The following is a 24,914-nucleotide window of genomic DNA, read 5'->3' as shown; positions in this document are numbered from 1 at the left end:
CGGCCCTCCCCTGCTGCGGGCGAGGCGATGGTGTGGGTGAAACTCCCAGCACTCCATCGTCACCTGCGGGTGAGGGGAAAAAAGCGGGAGGTCCGTTCAGGGGACAAGGACGCGCGGAGGGCTGTCGGTGGACCAGCGCTCACACTTGCCGTGGATGGGACCTTTCGATGACCATGAGTGCTTCCTGGAGGACCTTCCACGTGGAGTCGCAACCAAGGCCGGCCCAGGCCGTGGGTCCTCTGCTGAATCACGAGCTGGAGAAGCTCCGCAAGGACCTGACGCGGGCCGTCGAGCGCGTGTGTCCTCCGCGTCTGGCGGATCGCCGTGATGACCTGGTGCAGACGGCGATGATGCGCGTCATGGAGCTGCAGCGCCGCGAGCCGGACCGCTCCCGCCTGTCACCCGCCTATCTGTACCGCGTGGCGTACACGGCGCTGGTGGACGAGCTGCGCAACGTGGAGCGCCGTCGGGAAGTCGCCATGGAGGAAGTGGAGTCGCAGCCCCAGCAGCCGATGGCGTCGGGCGACCCGGAGAAGTCCGCGAGCGCCTCGCAGATTGCCCGGGCGGTGCGCGACTGTCTGCGCCAGCTCGCGCAGGACCGCAGGCTCGCGGTGACGCTGTACCTCCAGGGCCACACCGTGCCGGAAGCCGGCGAGCTGATGGGCTGGGATGGCAAGCGGGCCGAGAACCTCATCTACCGCGGGCTGAGCGCGCTGCGCCTCTGCCTCTCGACCAAGGGATTCGAGCCGTGAGCGAGCAGCGACGCGACGATGAGACGAAGCCCGACGAGGCCAGCGTCGAGCGCCTGCGCGCGGCGGTGCGCGACGAGGAGCCGGTGGCCGGCGGCGAGCCGGTGGACTCCGACCTGGTGTGGCGCGCGGTGAGCGGTGAGCTGTCCGTGGAGGAGCGCCGGGCCGTCGTCGCTCGCGTGGCGGATGACGCCGCCTGGGCCGCCGCGTGGCGACTGGCGAAGGAGCTCTCCTCCGCCGCCGCCCAGGCCGAGCCTGGCGTGACACTCGCGGCCGGGGGCGCGAGGGCCCGGAGGGACTCGGGTGACGCGCGGGAGCGACGCCGCTTCCGCTTCGCGTGGAGCCGGCCCGTCTGGGGAGCGGTGGCCACGGCGGCGCTGGTCCTGGTGGTGGTCGGCGTCTCGGTGCGGGAGGAGACGGAGCAGCACCAGATGCGGGGAGGCGACACGGGGACGCTCGCCTCGCTCGTGCCGGAGGCCGCGCCGCTCAAGCGCGACGACTGCGTGCTGCGCTGGAGTGGCGGGCCCGAGGGGACGCGATGGTCGGTGCGGGTGTCCACGGAGGACCTGAGCCTGGTCCACCGCGCGGACTCGCTGGAGCAGCGCGAGTACCGCGTGCCCGCCCAGGTGCTCGCGCCGGTGAAGCCTGGAACGAAGCTGCTGTGGCAGGTGGAAGCGCGGTTGCCGGACGGACAGGTGCTTCGCGGCGCCACGTTCGTCAACCGGCTGGAGTGAAGTCAGTGGTGCGAAACACGAGGGGGCAATCATGAGGACGAGGCCAGGAATGAAGACTCAATCGTGGATGCGAGGTGGACTGCTGGCGCTCGTCACGCTGGTGGGAGGGGTGTCTGGGTCCGCGCTCGGACAGACGACTGCCGTGTTGACGCACGTGGCGAAGACACCGCCAAGCCATGGTGAGGCCGGAGACCAGGTGGTCGCCTCGGTGGTGGATACAGGTATACGGACGGGAGGCAGCCAGGTCGTCACGCTCCAGCTCCTCGACAGCGCCGGCACCATCGTCGCGCAGACGTCGGGCGTGGTGGACGGAGACTCTCCCCTGCGAGTGAGCCACCGGGCCACGTCCGCGAACCCGCTGTTCGCGCGCGTCATCGCCGCCACGACGGGGACCACCCTGTCCGCGGCGGTGGTGACCGTGGAGCGCTGGTCGCCTCTCGCCCCGAACCCGTGGTCGGAGCCCGTCATCTGCTACTTCGAGATGATGAAGCCGAACGACAATCCCCGGCCCCCGCCCCCGCCGCCCGGGCCGATTACGCTCAAGTGCGAACCCGTCGTCCCTCCGCCGCAGCCCACCCGCTGAAGTGAAGACCCGGAAGCACTTCTCCTGTCTTCACGACCTGGGCCTCGCCGTCCTCACGGTGACGTTGGTCCTGGGAGAAGTGTGTCCAAGCTCCGCGCTCGCGAGCGAGGCGGGCCGTCCCCAGGCCCCCACGCTCGTGGAGTGCCGGGAGCGCTTCCTGGCGCATCCCGAGGCGCGGGAGAGCGCGATGTGTTTCTACCAGTGCGCGCAGGCGCCCCCTGCTCGCGACACCGTCCAGCGGGAGCTGACGGCCCTGGTGGAGCGACATCCGGACCACGGCTGGCTGGCCCTGGTGCTCGGCCACGTGGAGCACCTGACGGACCGCAAGGCCGCGGAGGCGCCGTACCAGCGCGCCGCGATGACGTTCCGTCGGCTCCAGGACGCGGAGGGCGAGGTGCTGGCGGGCATGAACCTGCGCGTCATCCTCCTGGCACAAGGGCGCACCGCAGAGGCCGCCGAATGGACCCGCCGCGTGGTGGAGGTGGCCAGCGCCTCCGGCCGACCGGAGCTGCATGCGCGCGCGCTCATCGTCGAGGCCAGCCAGCTCTACGAGGTGGAGCAGGACCTGGGCCGGGCCTTCCGTGTGCTCAAGCGCGCCGAAGCGCTCGTCTTCTCCGACGGTGGCGAAGGGCTGAAGAAGCAGTACCTGGGCGTCATGAGCACGGTGAGCGAGCGGCTCGGCCGGCTGGAGGAGGCCGCGGACGTCAACCTCCGCCTGGCGGAGCTGGCGCGAAGCACTCGCGACCTCTTCCTGGAGGGGCACGCGCGCTTCATGCTCGCGAGCCTCGCGACGCGGCGGCTCGAGCGCGACCCCACGCCGGAAGGACGGGCGCAAGCGCTGGTCCTCGCGCGGCAGGCCCTGGCCGCCGCGGAGAACACGGGGAACCAGACGCAGGTGACACGCGCGCTGCGCATCACCGTGGCGATGCTGGGGGACACGCCCGAGGAGCGGCGCGAGGCCGACGAATTGCTTCAGCGCTGCATGTCCCTCGCGGAGCTGCTGGATTCGAACGAGCGGCGACTCGCCTGCCTCTGGACACGGGCCGTGCGGCGCGTGGCCGTGGACCCGGCCGGAGCCATCCAGGACGCGGACGCGGCGCTGCGCCTGGCAGTCGAGGGAAAGGACCCGCTGTATCTCGCCTGGGCCCTTCGCGGACGCGGCACCGTGGCGTATCGGACGCAGCCCCTGCCCGAGGCGCTGCGCCACGCCGAGCGCGCCCTGGACGCGGCGGAGGCCCTGCGCGAAACCCAGAGCGACGCCTCCAGTCAGGCGGAGCTGCTCGCGACCTGGGTCGGTGACTACCACCGGCTCGCGGGCTGGACGCTGGAAGCCAGCGGCGCGACGGGCCGGCCCGCCACGCTCCCCGCGAGGGAGGCGCTGACCCGGGCCTTCGCGGTGAGCGAGCGACTGCGAGCGCGGACGCTGCTCGATGCGCTGGTCGCCTCGCGAGCGCTGGCATCCTCCGAGGACACCCCCGAGCGTCGCGCGGAGCGTGGCGAGGTGCAGCGCCGGTTGGTGGCGGTGCAGCGACGGCTGCTCGACGCATCTCTTGAGGGAGGCGGACGCGAGACGGCCTTGAAGGAGCTCCAGGAGCTGGAGCGGCACGAGCGGGACTTGCGGCCCGCGCCCCGCCACGGCACGCCGGAGTTCGTCTCGCTGGAGGCCGTCGAGCAGGGGCTGGGCGAGGACGAGGCGCTGCTGGCCTTCCTCGTCGGCGACGACGTGGACGTCTCCGGCACGTCGGCGGGAGGCGCATGGGTGCTCGCGGTGACGCGGGGTGGGACGCAGGTCCATCGCCTCCCCGAGCGCACGCGCCTGGTGGCGGCGGCCACGCTGTTCTCCGGGCTCGTCGAGCGCCGCGACGACTCCGAGCTCGGCGCCGCGGCGGCCCTCCATGCACAGCTGCTGGGCCCGGCCCTCGCGGGGTTGCCTCCGACGGTTCGCCGGCTGCTGCTGGTGCCGGATGGACCGCTCCATGACCTCCCATTCGCCGCGCTGCGCGAGCGGCCGGACGGTCCGCCGCTGGTGGCCCGCTACGAGCTGGCGCTGGTGCCTTCCGCCAGCCTGTGGCGCCATTGGAGACAGGCTCCCGCGCGTGCACCGGGAGGCGAGGCCCTGGTGTTGGCGGACCCCGACCGCGCCGTCCGCCGGCCCCTGGCCCGAGCGGTGGCGCGAGAGCGGGCCGGCGTCTTCACCGAGGCCGCGCAGCTCGGAGCGCTCCCCGAGGCCCGGCGGGAGGGACACGAAGTGGAGGACGTGCTGCGGGGCACCCACACTCCGGCGCGGCTGCACGTGGGCACCGACGCCTCCGAGCACGCGCTCAAGAGCACGGACCTGTCGAGCGTGAGGGTGCTCCACCTGGCGGCCCACGCCGTCGTCGATGCCGAGGCCCCCGAGCGCTCGGCGCTCGTGCTCGCCCCGGGCTCCGAGGAGGAGGACGGCATCCTCCAGCCGAGGGAAATCGCGGAGCTTCACCTGAAGGGCGCGCTGGTGGTGCTCTCCGCCTGCCGGAGCGCGTCCGGCACCGTGCTGCCGGGAGAGGGCGTCCTCAGCCTCGCGCGGGCCTTCTTCGAGGCCGGCGCCCACACGGTGGTGGCCAGCCTGTGGCCGCTGCGCGACGACGAAGCAGCGGCGCTGGTGGAGCGGTTCTATCGGCATCTGGCCACGGGGGTGAGCACGTCGGCGGCGCTGCGCGCGGCCCAGCTGGAGGCCATGGAGGACGGCCTGCCTCCAGCGGCCTGGGCGGGACTGGTGGTGTTGGGGGATGCCTCGCTCGTGGCCACCACGCCCCTGGAGCGCGGTGGGATGACGACGGGAGCGCTCGCCCTGGCGACGACGGCGCTCCTCGTCTTCATCGGTGTCGTGCTCGGGGCCCGCCGTCGAGCTCGCGGCGGGGCTCGTTCGTAGAGGGCTCAGCAGCCGAACGGCGTCCCGTTGCCGCCCGCGTCGAAGGGCGTCCAGATGTAGTTCGGGTCCAGCCCTTCATACGACTGCGCGTTGCAATACAGGTTCTTCGACTGGAAGTTGATGAAGCAGCCTCCCGCCAGGTTCGACAGCCAGTTGGTGCGTGTCTTCCAGTCGCTGCACGTGGACACGTAGTGCTGGTGGGTCCCGTTGTTGTTGAGCGTGGTGGCGCGGCTGTGGGCCTTGAAGTCGTTGTTCACGTTCACATAGGGGAAATAGTAGACGTGCCCCTGGGGAACGGTCTTCTTGTAGAGGACGCTCCAGTCGCACCAGCTCTTCAGGCAGTTGCGCTTCTGGATGTCCCAGAAGACGCCGCCGTTGATGGCGCGCACGTAGGCGCCATACCCAATCATGTCCGTCGAAATCCACTCGGTGACCTCGTCGATGTCCCGGTGCCAGTCCTCGCAGCGGCCGTGGTTCTCGTGCATGTTGCCCTGGCCATTGGCCTTCAGGCCGCCGCACGTGCCCAGGGAGCGAGGTGCACCCGCGCCGATGGCCGGCTCGGAGACGGACGGCGAGGTGCTGCCCTGCTTCCAGTTGCCAGCGGCGACGACCGCGTCGCTGTGGGCCTGGAGCGTGCGCGGCACCACGGTGCCCGTGGGAGACAGAGCGAGGTAGAGGGCCGCGGGGCTCGTGGCGGCGGACATCTGCGTCATCACCCGGTCGATGGACGTGGCCGACGTCTCGGGCCCGCCCACGGCGACGGCAATGGACTCGTCGTCCACCCGGATGAACTCGACGGTGACGTCATCGGGGGCCCGGAGCGTGGTCAGCACCGGCGCGGTGACGGCGTCGCCCGCGGGGCTCTGCACGACGCTGAGCGCCAGCGGCGGCAGGTTGTCATCCGGGTACTCCGGCTCGGGCGGGTTCGTGACGGAGGACGCACCCACGCTGTCCAGCGCGGGCAGGGGCTCCTCGACGCCCGATGCGGGGACGTCACAGCCGACGGACAGGGACCACAGCAGGCACAAGGGAGACAGACGCGCGCCCCAGGACACGGGACGACGCGACACGAAGTGAGGGGACATCGAGGCTCCACCACGGGCGCCTGGTCGCCGTCATGGCGAACCAGCCAATCGCGCCGATGTCCCCACCCAACGTCCCCCGCGCGAAAATCCCCTCACCGCTGAAGCAGCCGCGCGAGGAACTCACGGGTGCGCGGGTGCTGGGGCTCGCGCAGGACTTGTTGAGGCGAGCCCTCCTCCACCACCTTCCCCGCGTCCATGAACACCACGCGGTGCGCCACGTCCGCGGCGAAGCCCATCTCGTGCGTCACCACGCACATCGTCATGCCCTCGCGCGCCAGCTCGCGCATGACCTCCAGCACCTCGCCCACCAGCTCCGGGTCCAACGCGCTGGTCGGCTCGTCGAAGAGCATCAGCTCCGGCTTCATCGCCAGGGCCCGGGCAATGGCCACCCGCTGCTGCTGTCCCCCGGAGAGCTGGCTGGGGTACGCATCCGCGCGCGTCTCCAGATGCACCATGGCCAGCATGCGCCGCCCCAGGGCCTCCGCCTCCGCTTCCGACAGCCCCAGCACCTTGCGAGGCGCCAGCGTCACGTTGGCCAGCGCGCTCAGGTGGGGGAACAGGTGGAAGCGCTGGAACACCATGCCCACGCGGCGGTGCAGCGCCTGGAGCGCCTTGGGCTCCGCGCGCACGGGAATGCCCCCGACGACGACTTCACCCTCGGACGGCACCTCCAGGCCGCACAGGCACCGCAGGAGCGTGGACTTGCCACAGCCGGACGGGCCCACGAAGACCACCACTTCTCCGGGCTGCACCGAGAGGTCCACGCCCTTGAGGACCTCCAGCGCCCCGAAGCGCTTGTGCAGATTGCGAACCTCGACGAGCGCCATGTCGGTCCTCACCCCTGACGGTGGAGGCGCTTCTCCAGCGCCGAGGCCAGCCGCGTCAGCGGCAGCGTGGCCAACAGGTAGAACAACGCGACGAGCGGCCACACGGCCAGCGGCGCGGCGAGCTGGCTCGCCAGCTCCTGTCCCGCCCGCGTCAGCTCCGCCATGCCGATGATGGACACCAGCGAGGAGTCCTTCAGCAGCGCGATTCCCTCGTTCGTCAGCGGCGGCAGCACGTTGCGCACCGCCTGCGGGAGGATGACGTAGCGCATGACCTGCGCGCGCCCCATCCCCAGCGCCCGCGCGGCCTCCTCCTGCCCCGCGTCCACGGAGGCGATGCCCGCCCGGAAGATTTCCGCCACGTACGCCGCGCTGTTGAGCGTCAGCGCCAGCACCGCCGCCAGCATCGGCGCCAGGTCCACGCCCAACAGCTGCGGCAGCGCGTAGTAGATGAAGATGATTTGCACCAGCAACGGCGTTCCACGAAGCCCCTCGACGTAGGCCGCGCACAGCCACGACAGCGGCCGGAAGCGCACGCGCCGCCCCAGTGCCACCGCCAGCCCCAGCGGCATCCCGGACACCAGCGCCAGCACGGTGAGCCCCAGCGTCAGCCCCAGCCCCTGGGCCAGCCGCCACGTCACCTTGCCCCAGGGCACGGCCTGCGGTGTCGCCTGGGCCTTCTGGGCCGCCTCCCCGAAGTAGCGCTCCTCCAGCGCGGCGAACTTCCCGCTGTCGCGCAGGCGCTGGAGCGCGGCGTTGACGGCCTCGCGCAGCGCGGGCTCATCCGGGCGCATCGCGATGCCGTAGTGCTCCTCCGTCAGCAACCCGCCCGCGGCGCGCAGCCCCTGGAAGCCATGGGTCAGGAAGTAGCGCAGCGTCGGCCCGTCGCCCACCACGCCCGCCAGGTTGCCATTGCGCAAATCCTGGAGCGCCAGGTCGATGCTCGGGTACTGCCGCACCTCGATGTCCGGGAACTTCTCCAGCACCAGCGACGCGCTGGTGTTGATTTGGATGCCCGCCGTCTTCCCGCGCAGGCTCTCCAAGCCCGTGACGGCGGTGTCCGCCTCCCGCGCCACCACGAGCTGCCCCGCCGTGTAGTACGGCGCGGAGAAGCCCAGGCGCTGCTGGCGCTCGGGCGTCAGCGTCACGGCCGAAATCACCAGGTCGAATTTCCCCGCCATCAATGCGGGGAACACCCCGTCGAAGGACGTGTTCGTCCACGAGACTTTCGCGCCCAGCTCTTCGGCGACGAGCGCCCCCAGCTCGATGTCGAAGCCGACCAGCTCGCCGTCCTTCACCGACTCGAACGGCGGGTAGGTGGCGTCCGTCCCGATGCGCAGCGTCCGCCCCTTCCAGTCCCCTCCGGAGCCCGGCGCCTCACCCCGGCCACAGCCGAGCAGCACCGCCAACCCCCACGCGAGGCACAGCAAGCCGAGCCCGGGAGTGTGGGGCTGGCGACACGAAAGGCGGCGGCGCGACATGGAACGAACACCCCCCATGCCCAACTATCCTTGAGGCAGCAAGGGTTTCCACCAGGAGCGGACAACCCGTGACAGCCACGCAACTTCCGCCCTCCCCGGGCCGATACTCTTTCACACCATGAAGACCCCCATCTCCGGCCCCCGCGTCCAGCCCCGTCCGCTCGAGACTCCCGCCACCCCGGCTCCCGTCCGCAACGAGGTGAAGCCCCAGGCGCCCGTGGTGCGCGGCGACGCTCGCGACGTGTCCCTGTTCGACACGGGCGGCGCTCGCAAGCCGGCGGTGGCGCTGAACACGCCCGTCGCCCCGCAGGGGACGAACGTCGCCCCGGGCACCTACCCCAGCGTCGCGGATGTGAAGGCCATCGCCTCCATCCAGGACCCGGTGGCGCGCAACTACGCGATTACGCAGGGCTACTCGGACCTGTCCAACGGCCTGGGTCAGATGCTCGGCAAGGACAACGCCAACTGGTCCACCTTCGCGACATGGGCGTCCAAGCAGGCGGGGGTGAGCATCCGCAACGAGGACATGCCCAAGTTCTTCACCGATGCGCTCAAGGGCGCCGGTGACATGGCCGGTCCGCTGAAGCACGTGGACGACATGATGCGCAAGCTGGGCCTGCCCGCGCTGCCCCTGGCGGACATCGCCGCGGCCGGCAGCGAGGCGCTCAACAACGTCAGCAAGTCGATTGCGGACGGCAACCAGTTCGTCTTCAACGAGGTGGGCCAGGAGTTCGCCCGCTTCATCGAGACCTTCCAGGGCGACACGTCCTACGACGCCGCCAAGACGGCGAAGTACCTGGATGGCTTCGGCAAGGACAAGCCGCTCTTGAAGGAGGCCTTCGGCAACTACACCAAGGCCATGTTCGAGAAGGACCCGAACAAGAAGGCGGAGCTGATGCTGCTGGCCAATGACCAGATTGGCCTGCACGAGCAGACGCAGCTCCAGAAGCACGTGGAGAAGGCGCTCAACGCCCCGGTGAAGGACACCTTCCGGGACATCCTCAAGCAGAGCATCGAGTCCGGCATCAACGCGATGCCCTTCCCCGCCAACCTCGCGGGCAAGGCCGCCCTGAAGACGGGCCTCGTCGACGCGGCGCTCAACCCCCTGGTCGACGCGACGGCCTCCGTGTTCCGCCGGGTCGCCACCGAGCACATGATGAAGCTCGCGGTGCCGGGCGGCGCGCTGAAGCTGGGCAACGATTTGCCCCCGCCTCCGGGCATGGAGACCACGCTCTTCCCGCCGCACCTGCGCTCCATCGAGAACCCGGAGCTGCGCACCCTGCTGGGCAAGCTGGACTCCAGCTCCGACAGCCTCAAGGGCACCGCGGCCAAGGACTGGAGCAAGCTGGACCAGCGGATGAACTACATCATCGACCTGTTCCGCACGCGCCAGCAGGACCCGCACCTGTTCGACGCGCCCTTCGGCAAGACGGGCACCACCTACCCGCTGCCCGCCACCCAGCAGCGCGCGGGCTGAAGTCCCTCGGGGCGCCCTGTCAGCACGGGCGCCCCGACGTCACACCTCGTCCACCACGAACTGCTCCAGCCGGGCGATGCCCAGCTTCTTCATCCGGCTCTGGAGCGTGGAGGGCTTGAGGCCCAGGAGCGCCGCCGCACCGCCCGGGCCGTAGACGCGGCCCCGCGTGAGCGACAGCACCCGCAGGATGTGCTCCCGCTGCACCGCCGCCAGCGTCAGCACCGAGCCGGGCTTCATCGTCGCGTCCACCACGCTCGGCACCGCCGCCTCCACCTGCGCCACCGCCGAAGTGCTTCCGCCGTGTGCCACCACGTCGAACGAGGACGGCCCCAGCTCCGTGCCCTTCGTCAGGATGGTGGCGCGCTCCAGCGCGTTGCCCAGCTCGCGCAGGTTGCCCGGCCAGTCATACGACTCCAGCTTCGCCAGCCCCGCCGGTGACACGCGCATGCCCCGCCGCCCGGTGCGCCGCGCCTGCTCCTCCAGGAGGAACGTGCACAGCTGCGCCAGGTCCTCGCGCCGCTCACGCAACGGCGGCAGCCGCAGCGGGAAGACACTCAGCCGGTAGTACAAATCCTCGCGGAAGCGCTTCTCCGCGATGGCGCGGTGCAGATCCACATGCGTGGCCGCGAGGATGCGCACGTCCGAGCGCACCGTCTTGTCGCTGCCCACCGGCTCGAAGGCCTTCTCCTGGAGCGCGCGCAACAGCTTCGCCTGCAGCTCGACGGGCAGCTCGCCCACCTCGTCCAGGAGCAGCGTGCCTCCGCTCGCCATCTGGAAGCGGCCCGCGCGGTCCTTCGTCGCGCCGGTGAACGCGCCCTTCACGTGGCCGAACAGCTCGCTCTCCAAGAGGCCCGCCGGAATCGCCGCGCAGTTGAGCGTGACGAAGGGCTGGTCCGCGCGCGAGCTCCACTTGTGGATGGCCCGCGCCAGCCGCTCCTTGCCCGTGCCCGTCTCGCCCGTAATCAGCACCGGCGTGTCCGTCTCCGCCACCTGCCGCGCCCGCCGCGCCAGGTCTCGCATCACGGGGCTCAGCGACGCCTCCAGGATGCCCTCGGACTCTCCGCCGAGCTGCGCCTCCAGGAGCTTCGCGTGCTCGTGGTCCTGACGGTGCAGCCGCTCGAAGGTCGCTCGCTGCTCGGCCGCCTGCAGCGCCGTCGCCAGCATCTGGCCGTAGACCTCCACCAGGTCCACCACCGGCTGCGGATACGTCTCGCACTCGGCGCGGTCCAGCGTGAGCACGCCATAGGTGCGCTCGCCCGCGCACAGCGGCACCACCATGCACGCGTGGCCCGGCGGCAAATCCAGCACGCCGTCGAACGGGTCTCCGTCACCGTGCGAGTGGTCCTCCTCCGTGAAGGCCCGCGCCCGCCGCGTCTCCAGCGCCACGCGCAGCGAGGGGAAGTCCGACAACGTCAGCGCGTGGTGGCGCACCTTCGCGTTCGCCAGCGGACCGCGCGCCGCCACCGACACCAGCTTGCCGTCCCTCAACAGGAACAGCGTCGCCAGGTCGAAGCGCACCACGCGCGTCAACCAGTCCAGTCCTCGACGAAGCAGCTCATCCACCGAATCTTCAGTGGTTGCCAGCTCGACCAGGTCCCGAGCATCCTTCGCGCCCTCGGCAAGGGCTGACAGTTCATCCGACATGCGGCATGAATAATAGCGCTCCACCGAAATTGCAGTGGCGGTCATCACCGATATTTCGTTATTCACCGCCCCAGCAACACCGGCCAGTGGGGGCTAGAAGTCAAGCCCCTGGAATCATTGAAGTGGATTGACTGGCACGAGGTCTGCTGTAGCTGTTAGCAGAAGACACCTTCCCGAGGGTCCCCCCCGGACCCCACAACCCAAGGAGCAGTACATGCTGACCGTTGGCGACAAGATTCCGAGCTTCAAGGTCAAGGCCACCGTGAGCCTGGAGAAGGGCAAGGAGTTCCAGGAGATCACGAACGAGACCTACAAGGGCAAGTGGCTGGTGCTGTTTGCCTGGCCCAAGGACTTCACGTTCATCTGCCCCACGGAGATCGCGGAGTTCGGCAAGAAGAACAAGGACTTCAATGACCGTGACGCGCAGGTGCTGGGCCTGAGCACGGACAGCGAGTTCGTGCACCACGCGTGGCGCACGCACCACCCGGACCTCAAGGGCCTGCCGTTCCCGATGCTGGCGGACCTGAAGCACGAGCTGTGCAACGCGCTGGGCATCCTCCACAAGGAGGAGGGCGTGGCGCTGCGCGCGACGTTCATCGCGGACCCCGAGGGCATCATCCGCCACGTGACGGTCAACGACCTGTCCGTCGGCCGCAACGTCTCCGAGACGGTGCGCACGCTGGACGCGCTCCAGACGGACGAGCTGTGCCCCTGCAACTGGAGCAAGGGTGAGGAGACCCTGACCCAGAAGCTGGCGAAGGCGGGGTAGCGCGTCATGGCCTCGCTCGAAGTCGTCCGCTCCGAACTCGCGGACGCCCACAAGGACACCCGCCTCAACCTCCAGGCAGTCCTGGAAGGTGGCAGCCTCACCCCCGAGCAGCGCTGGGGCGTGGCTGTGGCATCGGCCTACGCCGTTCGGAATGAGCGGCTGAAGGAAGCGATGCTCAACGAGGCGCGGAAGGCACTCGCGAACCCCGAGCCCATCATCGAGGACGCGCGTGCAGCGGCGTCGCTGATGGCGATGAACAACGTGTACTACCGCTTCCGGCACATGATCGGGAAAGAGTCGTACTCGACCAAGCGCGCCGGACTGCGGATGAACAGGCTCGCGCAGGTGCTGACCAACAAGGTGGACTTCGAGCTGGTCTGCCTCGCGGTCAGCGCCATCAACGGCTGCGAGATGTGCATGCAGTCCCACGAGAAGGTCGTCCTCGAGGGCGGCCTCTCCGAGGACCAGGTGCACGACGCGGTGCGAGTCGCGGCGGTCATCCACGCCGCGGCGGTGGGCCTGGAGTCTTAAGCCTCGCACCCGCGAGTCATTCGCTGTGCTTCACCCGCGCCCTCCGGTGGAAACACCGGGGGGCGCTCCATTTGCGGGCCCAGCGCATCCAATGGGCATCCGCACAGACAAGAACGAAAGGACGTCACGTATGTACCGCAGCCCCAGCCCCCTCCCCGAGAAGACCCGCGCCTCCATCGTCGAATCGCTCAACGCCCGCCTGGCGGATGGGCTGGATTTGCACTCGCAAATCAAGGTGGCGCACTGGAACATCAAGGGCCCGCAGTTCGCGGCGCTGCACCCGCTGTTCGAGACCTTCGCCGTCAGCCTCGCCAACCACAACGACTCCATCGCCGAGCGCGCGGTGACGTTGGGAGGCAAGGCGTTCGGCACCAGCCGTCACGTGGGCAAGGCCAGCCGCCTGCCCGAGTATCCGCAGGAGACGACGCGAGATTTGGAGCACGTGAAGCTGCTCGCCGAGCGCATCGAAGTCTATCTGGACGGCCTGCGAGACAGCCGCAAGCTCTTCGTCGAGGTGGATGACGCGGACTCCGAGGACCTGGCCACGGGCATCATCGTGGAGTTCGAGAAGCACGTCTGGTTCCTGCGCGCGTCGCTGGAGACCTGAGGCCCGTGACACCCGGGGCGAGGGCGCCGTGAGTGTGCACGGCGCTATACGCGCTCAGCGAGCCTGACGGAGCCGGGGGGCCTGTTTTCGCGAGGTTGCGAAGGGCACGAGGGTTGCTCTACCAGGGTGCACCCCGCCGCGACGACGCGGTCCGGGCACCCTTGGAGACGTCCCCGTGCGAACCCTCATTGGCCTCTCTGTCGCCCTCCTGCTCACCGCGTGTGGTGGCGGTGCGCCTCCGGAAGAAGTGATTGAAGCCGCCAAGGCCCGTGTGGAGCGCGTCGTCGCGGCGGGGCACCTGACGCGGGGCGCGCTGGAGGTGCTCGGCTTCATGCCCGTGTACACGTGCGGCGAGCCGCGCCGCGCGTTCCTGAATGTCGCGGTGCCGGACGTGAGCACGCGCCTGGCGTGCGCCACCGCCACGCTGGAGCAGTTCGACGCGGTGACGGACGGCGTGGTGCTCTCCTTCAACGGGCCGAACTGCGAGGTCCATGGCCTGCGCCTCGAGGGCCGCGCCTTCTTCAAGTACAGCGGTGGTGAGGACCGGATGGAGGTGTCCGTGGACCTGCGCCAGCTGCGCGTGGACGGCGCGGTGTTGCCCGCCGAGGTCGGCTACGGCACCTGCGGAGACCAGACGAGTGTCTGGGCGAAGGCGGCCGGCGACGTCCCGGGACGCCCGGGCCACACGGTGCGCGTGGACGCGCGGGTGGGCAAGCGCGCGGGCATGCCGCTGTTGGGCGGCTCCTCGCTGGTGCTCGACGGTGAAGGGGAACTCACGGGCCCGGAGGGCGTGGACAAAATCACGCTCCAGGAACTCCACTACGAGGTGGGCGAGTACCTCCCCAAGGAGGGCACGGCCATCCTGGAGACGGCGGACGGGCGCTACGTGAAGGCGGACTTCCAGCCCGGCCTGTGGCGTCTGGGCAAGGTGGAGGTGACGGTGGATGACCACTCGTCGGTGACGGTGCCCATCCTCCGGTAGCGAGGGCTTGCGCGCGCGTCGTCGCTTTCCGCTAGGGTTCCCGGCCGTGAGCGACGACGTCACGATTCCCGCATTCCGCACCGTGCCTCGCACGGGCGTCATCTTCGTCACCGCCGAGGCCACGCGCCGAGGCTACCGTTCCAGCGACCCTGACTGGTGCAACCTGGGCCAGGGGCAGCCGGAGACGGGAGACCTGCCGGGCGCTCCGCCGCGCCTGAACACGGTGAACATCGACGTGGCGGACATGGAGTACGCCCCGGTGGCGGGGCTGTGGGACGTGCGAGAGGCCATCGCCAGTCTCTACAACCGCCTCTACCGCCGGGGGCTGCCCAGCCAGTACAGCGCGGAGAACGTGTGCCTGTCCGGCGGCGGGCGCGCGGCCCTCACCCGCGCGGCGGCGAGCCTGGGCTCCATCAACCTGGGCCACTTCCTGCCGGACTACACGGCCTACGAGGAGCTGCTGGACGTCTTCAAGGCGTTCACCGCCATCCCCATCCTCCTGGAGGGCGAGCGCGGCTACGCCTTCACCCACGAGGACCTGCGCCGCGAGGTGCAGGGCCGCGGCCTGTCCGCGCTGCTCTTCTCCAACCCGTGCAACCCCACCGGCAAGCTGGTGCAGGGAGACGAGCTGGCGCGGTGGGTGGGTGTGGCCCGCGAGCAGGAGTGCGTGCTGCTCATCGACGAGTTCTATTCGCACTACATCTGGACGGGCCGCCCCGGGCACCTGCCGGTGGAGAGCGCCGCGCGCTACGTGGAGGACGTGAACAAGGACCCTGTCGTCCTGTTCGACGGCTTCACCAAGAACTGGCGCTATCCGGGCTGGCGCATGACGTGGACGGTGGGGCCCAAGCAGGTGATTGAGGCCGTCTCCAGCGCGGGCAGCTTCCTGGACGGTGGCGGCAGCCGGCCGTTGCAGCGCGCCGCCATTCCGCTCCTCCAGGAGGAGCCCGTCATCGCGGAGACGCTGGCCATCCACACGGCCTTCCGCGAGAAGCGCGACAAGTTCCACTCGCGCCTGGAGCGGCTGGGCATCCGCACGGACCGCGCGCCGGACGGGACGTTCTATGTCTGGGGCAACGTGTCGGGCCTGCCGGCGCCGCTCAACGACGGCATGGGCTTCTTCCGCGCCGCGCTGGAGCAGAAGATCATCACCGTGCCGGGTGAGTTCTTCGATGTGAATCCGGGCAAGCGTCGCGCGCGGCCGTCCCGCTTCCGCGGCTACGTGCGCCTGTCCTTCGGACCGTCCATGGAGGTGCTGGACAAGGCGCTGACGCGGCTGGAGGCCATGGTGTTGAAGCACAGCCGCGCCTGACGTCCGGCCACGTCGGAGGCGCTCCACTCGCGCCTCCGACGTCGTGAATCAGTCCGACTTCGTCAGAGGTTCTTCTCGAAGAGCCCTACGATGCGGTCCCTGCGGTCCGGAAGGTCGTTCTCGCCACCACTGAAGTTGTGCCGGTACGACAGCGTCTTGTCGGCGAAGGTGTAGAACACCCGGTCCGCCGGCTCGATGCCGCTGACGAAGAACTTCTTGAAGCCGTCCTTCAGGGCCTGCTTGGAGAAGTCATCCACGGCGATGGCCTTGATGGCCAGCTCCACCGGCTGGAAATAGATGAGGTTGAAGCCCTCCTCGAAGGCGTGGGCCATTCCCTCCTCGCCCAACGTGTCCCACTCCACTTCAATCTCCAGGTGATACCCCAGGAGGTCGTCGAGCTTCTTCTGCCAGACGGGGAACACGTTTTGTTTGTAGTTCGCGATGGCCTTCCGCTCCGGCAAACCCATTCAAATTCCTCGGTTGTGATTCCAGTGATTGAAATTGGAAGGGCGACACGATTCTACTGGGAGAACGAGTTGTCAAACACTTCAAGTCTCAAGAAACGAGACACCGCCGATTGAAATGACTCACCAGCCAGGGGCTGGGCGACTCCCGGGCTCACCTGAAACGGGCCTGGAGGTTCTATGCTCGTCGGCGCCCATGAGAATCCCCGCCTCCCGGCTCGCGCTGCTCGGCGTCCTCTACTTCGTGCAGGGCCTGCCCTTCGGCTTCCAGGCCACCGCGCTGCCCGTGTATCTGCGGGAGCAGGGGGTGTCGCTCACCGCGCTGGGCTTCGCGGGGGTGCTTGCGCTGCCCTGGGGACTCAAGGCGCTCTGGTCGCCGCTGGTGGACCGGTATTACTCCACGCGGCTCGGACGTCGCAGGTCATGGATTCTGCCCATGCAGGCGGGCCTGACGCTCACCTGCGTGACGGCGGGACTGCTCGTGTCGGACGGGGGCTCGCTGAAGGTGCTCCTCGGGCTCATCCTGGTGATGAACCTCTTCGCCGCCACGCAGGACATCGCGGTGGATGGGCTCGCGGTGGACATGCTGAAGCCGGAGGAGCTGGGCCTGGGCAACTCCGTGCAGGTGGTGGGCTACAAGCTGGGGATGCTCACCGGCGGTGGGCTCCTGGTGTGGGCCAGCAAGTCCATTGGCTGGTCAGGGCTGTTCCTGGGCATGGCCGCGCTGTGCGCCGGTGCGCTCGTGGTGACGCTGCTCACCCGCGAGCCTCCTCCCCGGGAGGACTCGAGCGGGCGCGACAGTGCGCCGGCCCCGGAGGCGCGGCTGAGCTGGCGGCAACTGCGGGAGCGCATCGCCTCGGTGATGATGAAGCCGGGGACCGGGTGGGTGCTGCTCTTCATTGGCACGTACAAGTTCGGCGAGACGATGGCGGACGTGCTCTACAAGCCCTTCCTCGTCGACTCGGGCATTCCCGCCTGGCAGATAGGCCAGTGGGTGGGGACGTGGGGCAACGTGGCGTCCATCCTCGGCTCCGTCGGCGGAGGGCTGCTCGCCACGCGGCTGCCCATCGTCGGTGCCTTGACGCTCACGGCGTCGCTGCGCGTGCTGCCTCTCATGGGCCGCTGGTGGCTGGCGACCCACGGCGTCAGCGACGGGGGCGTCATCGGCGTCACGCTCGCGGAGGAGCTGGTGGGCGGCGCCCTCACGACGGTGATGTTCGCGTTCATGATGGCGCGCGTGGACCGGCGCATCGGCGCCACGCACTACACGCTGCTGGCCAGCCTGGAGGTCTGGGGCAAGGCGCCCGCCGCGCCGCTCGCGGGGTGGCTCGCGGACCCCATTCACGGGCTTGGACTTGGCTACGCGCCTGTCTTCCTTCTGGGTGCCGCGCTGTCGGTGGCCTTCCTCGCGCTGCTGATTCCCATCCGTCACCAACAGTTGCGACAGGATTCAACGGCCACAGCATTTCCATGAGCCGGTGTGCTCAATGGCAATCAAGACAGGGAGCGGACACGTGTAGACAGTGCTGGCCCGCGGTTCCGCCCTTTTCCCCTGCGGACAGCAGCGTCTCTCAGCGCCGTGCGCGCAGCTCCAGGCCCGCGGGAGGGAAGGTTCCCCCCAGGTGGGTCCACTCGAGTCGCACCTGACGGCGGCCCTCGGGCGGAAGCTCGAGGACCGCGAGCACCCTGCCCTCTCCTCGCTGGCTGAGGCGGACGTCCATGCGCTCGCCGTCGACCTTCATCGCCAGGTTCAGGACGCCTGCCTGGGGGAAGAAGCGCTCGGAGGGGTGGCGTCGCGGCGAGGTGAGCAGCAGCTCCACTTCGCGCGGCTCGGGGCCTTCGTTCTCCAGGGTGTAGGTCAGCTGATAGGTGACGCCTCGGGCTCCGTCGTGGGTCCGCTCGCCCTGGGAGGACGTGGCGCGCGAGGCCGAGGTGCCCGAGGTGGGCGTCAACGTCGGCGCGTCGGGTCCGGTGCCCGCGTTCCTGCGCGGCATGGACATGACGAGGTCACCCGCGAGCGTTCCGGGTGACAGGCTCAGCGTGCGCTCAGCGACGAAGACGCTGCCCGCTTCGAGCACACCTTGGAGTGGAGGGAAGGCCGTCGGGCCCGTGTCCTCGGCTCCCGCGGTGGCCAGGGGGTGCTCGCTTCGAGTGATGGCGGCGAGTTCGTCGGGCGTGAGCGGATACGGGCTGGACACGGTGGCCAGACGGAACCTCGCGCCCGCGTCCACCTGCCCCTTCGCGTCCAGGGCCTTGAAGTCCAGGAGGGCGCTGAGCGTGACTCCCTTCGGGTGACGTGCAGCGAGGACGACCACCGTTGCGCCAGGCTGCACGGTGAGGCTGCCCTCGAAAGCGCCTCGGGTTCCCAGGCGCACGTCGTCGAGGAGCAAGTCGAGGTCCTCTCGGACGAGCGGCAGGACTTCGCGCTCGGACTCGGAGCGGTCATCGAGGATGGCGTCGAGGAGGCCCGAGGCGAGGACAGCTTGGGGTCCTCGGAAGAACAGCCCTTCGGGGTCCGGTGTCTTGCCCTGTCCGGACTCCGCGTCGATCAGGTTCGTGAGGTCCTCGTCGAGGGGCTTCTGGTTCAGCGGGTTGAAGGGTTCGCCTTGTGAGTTCAGTGGGAACTGGGGCGTGAGGTACTTGGAGAAGAGGCCGCCTCGGACCTGGAGTTGGATGGGACGGCCCGTCGTGTTCCGGAGCACGACGGAGCAACGGCCCGTGCTCGCGGAGTCAGGAGAGGACGCGTCCACGCGCTGGACGGCACGAAGGAACAGCCGTGCCTGGCCGGAGAAGGTGTAGCCCCCTTCACTCTTTCCGGGCACGAGCCGTCCCATGGTGGAGCCGAGGACCCCCCAGGTTCGGATCGTCTCCGGGCTCGCGTGGACGAGCAGCGGGGCACCCGTGAAGGAGCCCTCGATGGGCACGAGGGCGGAGATGGGCAGCACCTCCGAGTCGAGGTCGCCCACGTCCAGCGGCGGTCGTGTGTGCGTTCGGACTTCCGCGCGGGGAGCCGGAGCTTCGAGTTCGATGGACGGCGGCTCCGCGATGGTCGCTTCTTCGGAGGGCTCCTCCTTGTTCGCATCGGAGCGCAGAGGCGGAACCAGCGAGAGCGACCGCGCGGGACGAACCTTCGCGCGTGCAGCGGGGGATGGGCTCGCGGCTGGCGTCTCCGAGGGAGCAGCCTCCTCCACCATCCTTGCTTGAGGCTTCGCTTCCTGCGCGCCATCACGGGACTTCTCTGGTGGCGTTGCCTCGGCGGGGCGCTCGGGGGACTTCGGTCCTTTACCCGCTGGCTTCACCTGGTCCTTCGCGGCCTGCTCCGTCGCGGATTGCTTCGCCTGCGCCTTCACGGCCTGCTCAGTCTCAGCCTGCTTCACTTGCGCCTTCGCTGCTTGGGACTCCTCGGCCTGTTTCGCCTGCGCCCTCGCACCTTGCGCAGCCTCAGCCTGTCTCGTTTGGGAGTCCTCGCCCTGCTTCGCTTGCGCCTTCGCCGCCTGGGAGTCCTCGACCTGTTTCGCCTGCGCCTTCGCCGCTTGGGAATCCTCGACCTGCTTCACCTGCGCCTTCGCCCCCTGCGCGTTCGCGGCCTGCTTCGCCTGCGCCTTCACGCCCTGCGCATTCGCAGCCTGCTTTGCCTGCGCCTTCGCCCCTTGCGCATTCGTGGCCTGCTTCGCCTGTGCCTTCGGAGCCGCTGCGGGCTCCGGCTTGCGTGCGGGCTTCTTCGCGGACTCCGCACCCTGCCCGGCCGAGGGCTTTCCCCCCGCGGACGACGCACGGGGCGCCGGAGGAACGGGTTTCGAGGACGAGCGTCGGGGAGGCGGCTTCGCGGGCGGCATGGTGGAGATCCTCACAGAGAACGCGGCCGGAGTCGCCTCGACTCGAACTTCCGGGCGCCAGGAACTCCCCCGGCGCCCCGGAAGGCTGGCGAAAACCCTTCGCCAGCGGGTCTCCCCCACCCCGGCGCCCTCCTCCTCCAGGGCGCCGAGCCCCTCACCTCACGCGCGCGCCCACTTCCGCCACGCCACACCCGTGAGCGCGAGCACCCCAGCGGTGGGCACCGCCCACGGCGCCGCCCTCGCCAACCGGTGCTCCCAGACGTCCACCCGGTCCGCCAGGAGCAGGATCATCCAGTGGCGCGCCCAGTGGTCCGGGTACCCATACGCCACCTTGCGCAGCAACCCGCTCAGCCCCCTCGGCGGCTGCGCGGTGCCGAACACCGGCGGGAAGCCGGCACGGCCCTTGTGCTTGAACACGCGCACATCCGAGTGCTGCGGACGGATGGGCATTCGCGCCCCCGCCATCGGTTGAGGCGCTCTCTCCATTGGCACGCCAGGACGGCTGGAGGGCTCCAGGTCCGCCGCTGCGCCAGGAATCGGTCTATCCGGCATGGTTCGGCTCCTTGTTGTCACGCGTGGCCAGGGGTGAGGACGCACTTGACGCAGCCGTCCTGCTTCTGGGCGAACAGGTGGTACGCCTTGGGTGCATCCTCCAAAGAGAACCGGTGGGTGATGATGCCCTTCGCGTCGATGCGCCCCTCGCGGATGTGCTGGAGCAGGTGCGTCATGTAGCGACGCACGTTGCACTGGTTCATCCGCAGCGTGAGGCCCTTGTTCATCGCCGTGCCAATCGGCATCAGGTTCCACGGCGGGCCATACACCCCGACGATGGAGACATTGCCGCCCTTGCGCACGGTGTCGATGCACCAGGTGAGCACCGTGGGAGCGCCGGCCTCCAGCTTCAGCCCCAGGCCCAGCACGCGCTGGCCCACCGAGCCCTCCGCCTCCATGCCCACCGCATCGATGCACACGTCCGGCCCGCGGCCGTCGAACAGGTCCTTCAGGTAGAGGACGATGTCGTCCACCTCCCGGAAGTTCACCGTCTCCACCTTCGCGTACCGCTCCGCGAAGTCGAGCCGGTACTGCACGCAGTCCACGGCAATCACCCGGCCCGCGCCCATCAGCCACGCGGACCGCATGGCGAACAACCCCACCGGGCCGGCGCCGAACACCACCACCGTCTCGCCGCCCTTGATTTCGCCCATCTCCGCGCCCATGTAGCCCGTGGGCAGGATGTCCCCGAGGAAGAGCGCCTCCTCGTCTTCCATGCCGTCGGGAATCTTCAGCGGCCCCACGTCCGCGAAGGGCACGCGCACGTACTCCGCCTGGCCACCGTCGTAGCCGCCCGTCGTGTGCGAATAGCCATACACACCACACGCCACGTCACTCGACGGGTTGCTGTTCTCACAGGACGCCGTCAGACCTCGCTGACAGTAGAAGCACGTGCCACAGGAGATGTTGAAGGGAACCACCACGCGGTCACCCTTGCGCAGCTGCGTCACCTCGCTGCCCAGCTCCTCCACCACGCCGGTGAACTCGTGGCCGAAGGTGTGGCCCACGCGGGTATCCGGTACCAGGCCGTGCAACAGGTGAAGGTCCGAGCCGCAGATGGCCGTCCGGGTCACCTTGAGGATGACATCCTGCGGGTGCTCCAACCGAGGGTCTGGCTTGTTCTCCACTCGGACCTTGAAAGGTCCCTGGTACGTCAAGGCGCGCATGTGTGGTCCTCTTTCCCGTTCACATACGGGTGAGGACTCCGCCGCCTCGCGGCAAGACGCACCAGAAGCAGGCCCCTGCTCGCTCTCTCTCCTGAGAGGAGCGCACCGCCGGTCAGTCGGCCACGGGCTCCACGGGAAGCTCCGTCGCCCGCCACAGGTACCAGCTCACCACGGTGCGCCAGGGCCGCCAGCGCTCGCCATATTCCAGGAGCGCCTTGGGGCGCGGCATCTCCGGCAGCCCATACGCGAGCATGAAGCCCTTGCGCACGCCGAAGTCGTCCACCGGCAACACGTCCGGGCGACCGAGCCGGGAGATGAGCAGCATCTCCACCGTCCACTGGCCAATGCCCCGCACCTGCGTGAAGTGGTCGATGAGCGTCGCGTCGTCCATGCGGCGCACCCGGGACAGGGGAGGCACGGTGCCGTCCAGCGACTTGCGCGCCAGGTCCTGGAGCGCGGCCAGCTTGTTGGCGGACAGGCCCGCCTCGCGCAGCACCGTGTCCGCCGTGGAGAGCAGCGCCTGGGGCGTGAAGCGCCGGCCCTTCCCCACGCGCTCACTGACGCGCGCGAAGATGGCGGCGGCGGCCTTGCCATGGAGCTGCTGGTAGACGATGGACTCCGCCAGCGCGGCGAAGGGGCTGTGCAGGGGACTCAGCTGGAGGCGAAAAGGGCCCACGCGCTTCATCAGCGCGCCGAGCTTCGGGTCCGCTCGCGCCAGGGCACGGCGGACCTCGGGAGTGAAGGCTTCGGGCAGGCGCGGGGCGGAGGGAGCGGAACGCGGCATGGGAGGGGCGGTATGCTGCCGCTCCCACCGCCCCGCGCAACCCGTTTCTTGTCATGCGGGCACGCGGGGCTGCTCAGAGCGGCGCGGCCTGGTCCGTCTCGGCGGGCACCTGGAGCCGGGGCTCGCCTTCCATCAACTCGTCGAACTCCTCCTCCATCTGGAGCCCCAGGTCCTCGAGCTGCTCCTTGGAGACGAGCTTGCGGACCTTCTTGAAGAGCTCCTCCTCTTCCTCCTTCACGTGGTGTTCGATCTGCTCCTGGAGCACCTTCATCTTCGCGTCGAAGTGCTCGTCGTCCGGCTCCAGCTCCATCAGGTCCGCGATGAGGCGCTTGGCGGACAGATGCTCCTCGGCGGCCTCGACCAGCAGGTCCTCGGTGTCGTTGGCCTTCGCCGCCGGGTAGAAGTACTGCTCCTCGATGGTGGTGTGCGCGCCGAGCCGGTCGGCGATCATCTCGAACAGCTCCCGACGCTTCGCATCGGCATGGTCCGGGAGCTTGCCGTACTGGGTGAAGAGCTTCTTCACTTCGGCGTGCTGCTGCTTCAGGAGTTCCAACGCGTTCATGGTCGTATCTCCGTGTCCGACGGGGTTCCTGCATCCAGATAGGTGAAGCTGAAGATGGGTTCAGCGAGGCAGCTTGCAAGAGGGCAGGTCCTTCACCGCGGGACCGTTGAGCACCTTGCCGGTGGGGCTGTAGCGCGCCCCGTGGCAGGGGCAGTCCCACGAGCGCTCCGCGCCGTTCCAATGCACGTGGCAGCCCAGGTGCGTGCACACCGGCGACACCGCGTGGGACGTGCCGTCCTCCTCGCGGTAGACGGCCACCTTCTGCCCATCCACTTCCAGAATCTTCGCCTCGCCGGGCGCCACCTCGGACAGGTGCTTGCCGTCGGGCCGCGCCAGCCGGTCCGCGATGAAGTGGAAGGCTGTCTCCGCGTTCTCCTGGATGAAGTCCTTCGCGCCCGCCAGCGGCTTGACGCGCGTGGCGTCGTACAGCGCGGCGTAGGGGTTCTGCCGTCCGAGGATGAGGTCGCTGATGAGCATCCCCGACAGCGTGCCGAACGTCATGCCCGTCCCGGAGAAGCCCGTGGCCACGTACACATGGCGGCTGGCGGCGTTGCGGCCGATGTACGGCAGCCCGTCCGCCGGCTCGATGACCTGACCGGACCAGCGATGCGTGAGCGCCTTCACCGGGAAGTGCTTGCGCGCGTAGTCCTCCAGCGCCGCGTAGCGCTGCCCGGTGTCCTCCTCCGCGCCGACCTTGTGGTCCTCGCCGCCGATGATGACGTACATGCGGCCGTCGACGGGCTGCGTACGGATGTAGTGATAGGGCTCCTGGGAGTCGTAGTACTGCGCCGGCTCCAGCGGGCCGTCGAGCGGCCCCGCCACCGCGTAGCTCCGGTACGCGTACAGCTTCGTCTGCAGCAGCACCCGGTTGAGCGGAGAGTGGGTGGCCTCCACCACGGCCGCCGCGGTGACGGTGCCCCGGTCCGTGACGACGCGACAGGGCGCGCCATCGTGGACCTCCTTCACCCGCGTGGACTCGAAGACGAAGCAGCCCTCACCAATGAGCCGGTCCACCAGCCCGAGCAGGTACTTGCGCGGATGGAACAACGCCTGGTCCTCCACCCGCAGCGCGCCCTTCACCGGGAAGGGCAGCGGCACCCGCTGGGTGAGGGAGGCATGAAGGCCCGCGTCACGCGCGGCGGAGAACTCCTGCTCCAGCGACGCCCACTGACGCGAGGTCTCCGCGTAGCGGAACATGGGGACGCGCTGGAAGTCGCAGTCCAGGCCCAGCTCCTCGACGAGCGTGGCCACCTGCTCCAGCGCGGCGCGACTGGAGGACGCCGCCAGCCGGGCCCCCTTCTCTCCGAAGTCCCGTCGCAGCGTGGTGTAGGGCGTGTCGAGCAGCTCCGTGAGGTGCGCGGTGGTCTGCCCTGTCTGTCCCGACAGGATGCGGTTCATCTCCAGCACCGCCACCCGCTTGCCCGCGCGCTTCAGCAGCCAGGCGGTGGTCAGCCCGGTGATGCCCCCGCCGATGACCACGACGTCCACTTCCAGGTCTCCCGCCAGCGCGGGGAAGTCGCGCGGCGGCGTCGTCAAGGTCCAGAGCGACCGGTGCGTCCGCGTTTCATCCATGTCGTCAACCTAGGAATGCGCCGGAGGTGCGATAACCCGCTACGGTGTGGAGCGGCGCCTGCCCGCCTGCCCGGCTTGGAGCCCCTCGGGATGTGCACGAGCGGACAGAGCCGGGGGTCGGGTGTTGGCAAGTCGCGCGGACGAGGAAGCGGTCCTGGGGTGGCAAGACTCCTCGCGCTAGAAATGAGCCGGGTCGGCCCCCCGAACCCTGCCGAAAGACCAGGGAGCTTCAAAGGATGCCCGTGGAAAGAATGGCTGGGAGCACCAGCCTCGTCGATGTCATGGACCGGGT

General features: G+C 69.4%; 22 protein-coding genes. 11 read left to right on the top strand and 11 right to left on the bottom strand.

Annotated features, from left to right (window positions below):
• The first annotated feature begins 200 nt into the window (after positions 1–200).
• The 4 genes from LZ199_RS31725 to LZ199_RS31710 are packed head-to-tail and all read left to right on the top strand — an operon-like array spanning position 201 to position 4,974.
• Complete coding sequence (locus LZ199_RS31725; RefSeq protein ID WP_253997497.1) at positions 201–752, top strand: RNA polymerase sigma factor; 552 nt, start codon at positions 201–203, stop codon at positions 750–752.
• Entirely contained in the window at positions 749–1,483 is a 735-nt protein-coding gene (locus LZ199_RS31720; RefSeq protein WP_253997496.1) for a hypothetical protein, read from the top strand. Before LZ199_RS31725 ends, LZ199_RS31720 begins: the two co-directional genes overlap by 4 nt.
• Positions 1,484–1,532: 49 nt before the next feature.
• Positions 1,533–2,066, top strand: coding sequence for a hypothetical protein (locus tag LZ199_RS31715; protein WP_253997495.1), 534 nt, complete (start codon positions 1,533–1,535; stop codon positions 2,064–2,066).
• 1 nt (position 2,067) lies between these two features.
• Positions 2,068–4,974: a CHAT domain-containing tetratricopeptide repeat protein gene (locus tag LZ199_RS31710; protein WP_253997494.1), complete on the top strand. Its 2,907-nt coding sequence runs from the start codon at positions 2,068–2,070 to the stop codon at positions 4,972–4,974.
• Between the two features lie 5 nt (positions 4,975–4,979).
• Here the strand turns inward: LZ199_RS31710 and LZ199_RS31705 are convergent, their stop codons facing one another.
• From LZ199_RS31705 to LZ199_RS31695, 3 genes are all read right to left on the bottom strand, one after another.
• Entirely contained in the window at positions 4,980–6,059 is a 1,080-nt protein-coding gene (locus LZ199_RS31705) for a hypothetical protein (RefSeq protein ID WP_253997493.1), read from the bottom strand.
• A gap of 92 nt (positions 6,060–6,151) precedes the next feature.
• The gene (locus LZ199_RS31700) at positions 6,152–6,886 is read right to left on the bottom strand and encodes an amino acid ABC transporter ATP-binding protein (protein WP_253997492.1); all 735 of its coding nucleotides are present in this window, start codon (positions 6,884–6,886) and stop codon (positions 6,152–6,154) included.
• 8 nt (positions 6,887–6,894) lie between these two features.
• Positions 6,895–8,364: an ABC transporter permease subunit gene (locus LZ199_RS31695; protein WP_253997491.1), complete on the bottom strand. Its 1,470-nt coding sequence runs from the start codon at positions 8,362–8,364 to the stop codon at positions 6,895–6,897.
• A gap of 118 nt (positions 8,365–8,482) precedes the next feature.
• Here LZ199_RS31695 and LZ199_RS31690 point away from each other — a divergent pair, with 118 nt between their 5' ends.
• The gene (locus tag LZ199_RS31690; protein ID WP_253997490.1) at positions 8,483–9,841 is read left to right on the top strand and encodes a hypothetical protein; all 1,359 of its coding nucleotides are present in this window, start codon (positions 8,483–8,485) and stop codon (positions 9,839–9,841) included.
• A gap of 39 nt (positions 9,842–9,880) precedes the next feature.
• On the opposite strand, the gene LZ199_RS31685 is transcribed toward LZ199_RS31690, so the two are convergent.
• Entirely contained in the window at positions 9,881–11,485 is a 1,605-nt protein-coding gene (locus tag LZ199_RS31685) for a sigma 54-interacting transcriptional regulator (RefSeq protein WP_253997532.1), read from the bottom strand.
• Between the two features lie 214 nt (positions 11,486–11,699).
• Between LZ199_RS31685 and LZ199_RS31680 the strand changes: the two genes are divergently transcribed.
• The 5 genes from LZ199_RS31680 (at position 11,700) to LZ199_RS31660 (ending at position 15,686) form a co-directional block, all read left to right on the top strand.
• Positions 11,700–12,254 (top strand): peroxiredoxin, encoded by a 555-nt coding sequence (locus tag LZ199_RS31680; RefSeq protein WP_141641619.1) that lies wholly within the window; start codon positions 11,700–11,702, stop codon positions 12,252–12,254.
• Between the two features lie 6 nt (positions 12,255–12,260).
• Positions 12,261–12,785: a carboxymuconolactone decarboxylase family protein gene (locus tag LZ199_RS31675; RefSeq protein ID WP_253997489.1), complete on the top strand. Its 525-nt coding sequence runs from the start codon at positions 12,261–12,263 to the stop codon at positions 12,783–12,785.
• 130 nt (positions 12,786–12,915) lie between these two features.
• Positions 12,916–13,392, top strand: a complete 477-nt coding sequence (dps, locus tag LZ199_RS31670) for a DNA starvation/stationary phase protection protein Dps (RefSeq protein ID WP_253997488.1) — start codon at positions 12,916–12,918, stop codon at positions 13,390–13,392.
• A 175-nt stretch (positions 13,393–13,567) separates the two neighbouring features.
• The gene (locus LZ199_RS31665; protein WP_253997487.1) at positions 13,568–14,374 is read left to right on the top strand and encodes a hypothetical protein; all 807 of its coding nucleotides are present in this window, start codon (positions 13,568–13,570) and stop codon (positions 14,372–14,374) included.
• Positions 14,375–14,420: 46 nt separating this feature from the next.
• Positions 14,421–15,686, top strand: coding sequence for a pyridoxal phosphate-dependent aminotransferase (locus LZ199_RS31660; RefSeq protein ID WP_253997486.1), 1,266 nt, complete (start codon positions 14,421–14,423; stop codon positions 15,684–15,686).
• A gap of 62 nt (positions 15,687–15,748) precedes the next feature.
• Here the strand turns inward: LZ199_RS31660 and LZ199_RS31655 are convergent, their stop codons facing one another.
• Positions 15,749–16,153 (bottom strand): hypothetical protein, encoded by a 405-nt coding sequence (locus tag LZ199_RS31655; protein ID WP_253997485.1) that lies wholly within the window; start codon positions 16,151–16,153, stop codon positions 15,749–15,751.
• 193 nt (positions 16,154–16,346) lie between these two features.
• Here LZ199_RS31655 and LZ199_RS31650 point away from each other — a divergent pair, with 193 nt between their 5' ends.
• Entirely contained in the window at positions 16,347–17,624 is a 1,278-nt protein-coding gene (locus LZ199_RS31650; protein ID WP_253997484.1) for an MFS transporter, read from the top strand.
• Between the two features lie 97 nt (positions 17,625–17,721).
• Here LZ199_RS31650 and LZ199_RS31645 read toward each other — a convergent pair whose 3' ends face one another.
• From LZ199_RS31645 to LZ199_RS31620, 6 genes are all read right to left on the bottom strand, one after another.
• Positions 17,722–19,986, bottom strand: coding sequence for a hypothetical protein (locus LZ199_RS31645; protein ID WP_253997483.1), 2,265 nt, complete (start codon positions 19,984–19,986; stop codon positions 17,722–17,724).
• A gap of 159 nt (positions 19,987–20,145) precedes the next feature.
• Positions 20,146–20,436 carry a hypothetical protein gene (locus tag LZ199_RS31640; RefSeq protein WP_253997482.1) on the bottom strand — a complete coding sequence of 97 codons (291 nt, stop codon included), beginning with the start codon at positions 20,434–20,436 and terminating at the stop codon, positions 20,146–20,148.
• A 119-nt stretch (positions 20,437–20,555) separates the two neighbouring features.
• Positions 20,556–21,704: a zinc-dependent alcohol dehydrogenase gene (locus LZ199_RS31635; protein ID WP_253997481.1), complete on the bottom strand. Its 1,149-nt coding sequence runs from the start codon at positions 21,702–21,704 to the stop codon at positions 20,556–20,558.
• Positions 21,705–21,816: 112 nt separating this feature from the next.
• Complete coding sequence (locus tag LZ199_RS31630) at positions 21,817–22,488, bottom strand: DNA-3-methyladenine glycosylase family protein (RefSeq protein WP_253997480.1); 672 nt, start codon at positions 22,486–22,488, stop codon at positions 21,817–21,819.
• A 73-nt stretch (positions 22,489–22,561) separates the two neighbouring features.
• Positions 22,562–23,050: a hemerythrin domain-containing protein gene (locus tag LZ199_RS31625; protein WP_253997479.1), complete on the bottom strand. Its 489-nt coding sequence runs from the start codon at positions 23,048–23,050 to the stop codon at positions 22,562–22,564.
• A gap of 60 nt (positions 23,051–23,110) precedes the next feature.
• The gene (locus LZ199_RS31620) at positions 23,111–24,622 is read right to left on the bottom strand and encodes an FAD-dependent oxidoreductase (protein WP_253997478.1); all 1,512 of its coding nucleotides are present in this window, start codon (positions 24,620–24,622) and stop codon (positions 23,111–23,113) included.
• Positions 24,623–24,914: the final 292 nt, after the last annotated feature.

Source organism: Myxococcus qinghaiensis, assembly GCF_024198215.1.
Taxonomy (GTDB): domain Bacteria; phylum Myxococcota; class Myxococcia; order Myxococcales; family Myxococcaceae; genus Myxococcus; species Myxococcus qinghaiensis.
Note: the sequence above shows the minus strand (reverse complement) of the source record. Positions and strands in the feature narration are given on the sequence as shown.

Excerpts from the sequence above, each read along its gene's own strand:
- LZ199_RS31715 (WP_253997495.1), top strand. The coding sequence starts at position 1,533 with ATGAAGACTCAATCGTGGATGCGAGGTGGACTGCTGGCGCTCGTCACG.
- LZ199_RS31705 (WP_253997493.1), bottom strand. The coding sequence starts at position 6,059 with ATGTCCCCTCACTTCGTGTCGCGTCGTCCCGTGTCCTGGGGCGCGCGT.
- LZ199_RS31700 (WP_253997492.1), bottom strand. The coding sequence starts at position 6,886 with ATGGCGCTCGTCGAGGTTCGCAATCTGCACAAGCGCTTCGGGGCGCTG.
- LZ199_RS31695 (WP_253997491.1), bottom strand. The coding sequence starts at position 8,364 with ATGTCGCGCCGCCGCCTTTCGTGTCGCCAGCCCCACACTCCCGGGCTC.
- LZ199_RS31690 (WP_253997490.1), top strand. The coding sequence starts at position 8,483 with ATGAAGACCCCCATCTCCGGCCCCCGCGTCCAGCCCCGTCCGCTCGAG.
- LZ199_RS31685 (WP_253997532.1), bottom strand. The coding sequence starts at position 11,485 with ATGTCGGATGAACTGTCAGCCCTTGCCGAGGGCGCGAAGGATGCTCGG.
- LZ199_RS31680 (WP_141641619.1), top strand. The coding sequence starts at position 11,700 with ATGCTGACCGTTGGCGACAAGATTCCGAGCTTCAAGGTCAAGGCCACC.
- LZ199_RS31675 (WP_253997489.1), top strand. The coding sequence starts at position 12,261 with ATGGCCTCGCTCGAAGTCGTCCGCTCCGAACTCGCGGACGCCCACAAG.
- dps (WP_253997488.1), top strand. The coding sequence starts at position 12,916 with ATGTACCGCAGCCCCAGCCCCCTCCCCGAGAAGACCCGCGCCTCCATC.
- LZ199_RS31655 (WP_253997485.1), bottom strand. The coding sequence starts at position 16,153 with ATGGGTTTGCCGGAGCGGAAGGCCATCGCGAACTACAAACAAAACGTG.
- LZ199_RS31650 (WP_253997484.1), top strand. The coding sequence starts at position 16,347 with ATGAGAATCCCCGCCTCCCGGCTCGCGCTGCTCGGCGTCCTCTACTTC.
- LZ199_RS31645 (WP_253997483.1), bottom strand. The coding sequence starts at position 19,986 with ATGCCGCCCGCGAAGCCGCCTCCCCGACGCTCGTCCTCGAAACCCGTT.
- LZ199_RS31640 (WP_253997482.1), bottom strand. The coding sequence starts at position 20,436 with ATGCCCATCCGTCCGCAGCACTCGGATGTGCGCGTGTTCAAGCACAAG.
- LZ199_RS31635 (WP_253997481.1), bottom strand. The coding sequence starts at position 21,704 with ATGCGCGCCTTGACGTACCAGGGACCTTTCAAGGTCCGAGTGGAGAAC.
- LZ199_RS31630 (WP_253997480.1), bottom strand. The coding sequence starts at position 22,488 with ATGCCGCGTTCCGCTCCCTCCGCCCCGCGCCTGCCCGAAGCCTTCACT.
- LZ199_RS31625 (WP_253997479.1), bottom strand. The coding sequence starts at position 23,050 with ATGAACGCGTTGGAACTCCTGAAGCAGCAGCACGCCGAAGTGAAGAAG.
- LZ199_RS31620 (WP_253997478.1), bottom strand. The coding sequence starts at position 24,622 with ATGGATGAAACGCGGACGCACCGGTCGCTCTGGACCTTGACGACGCCG.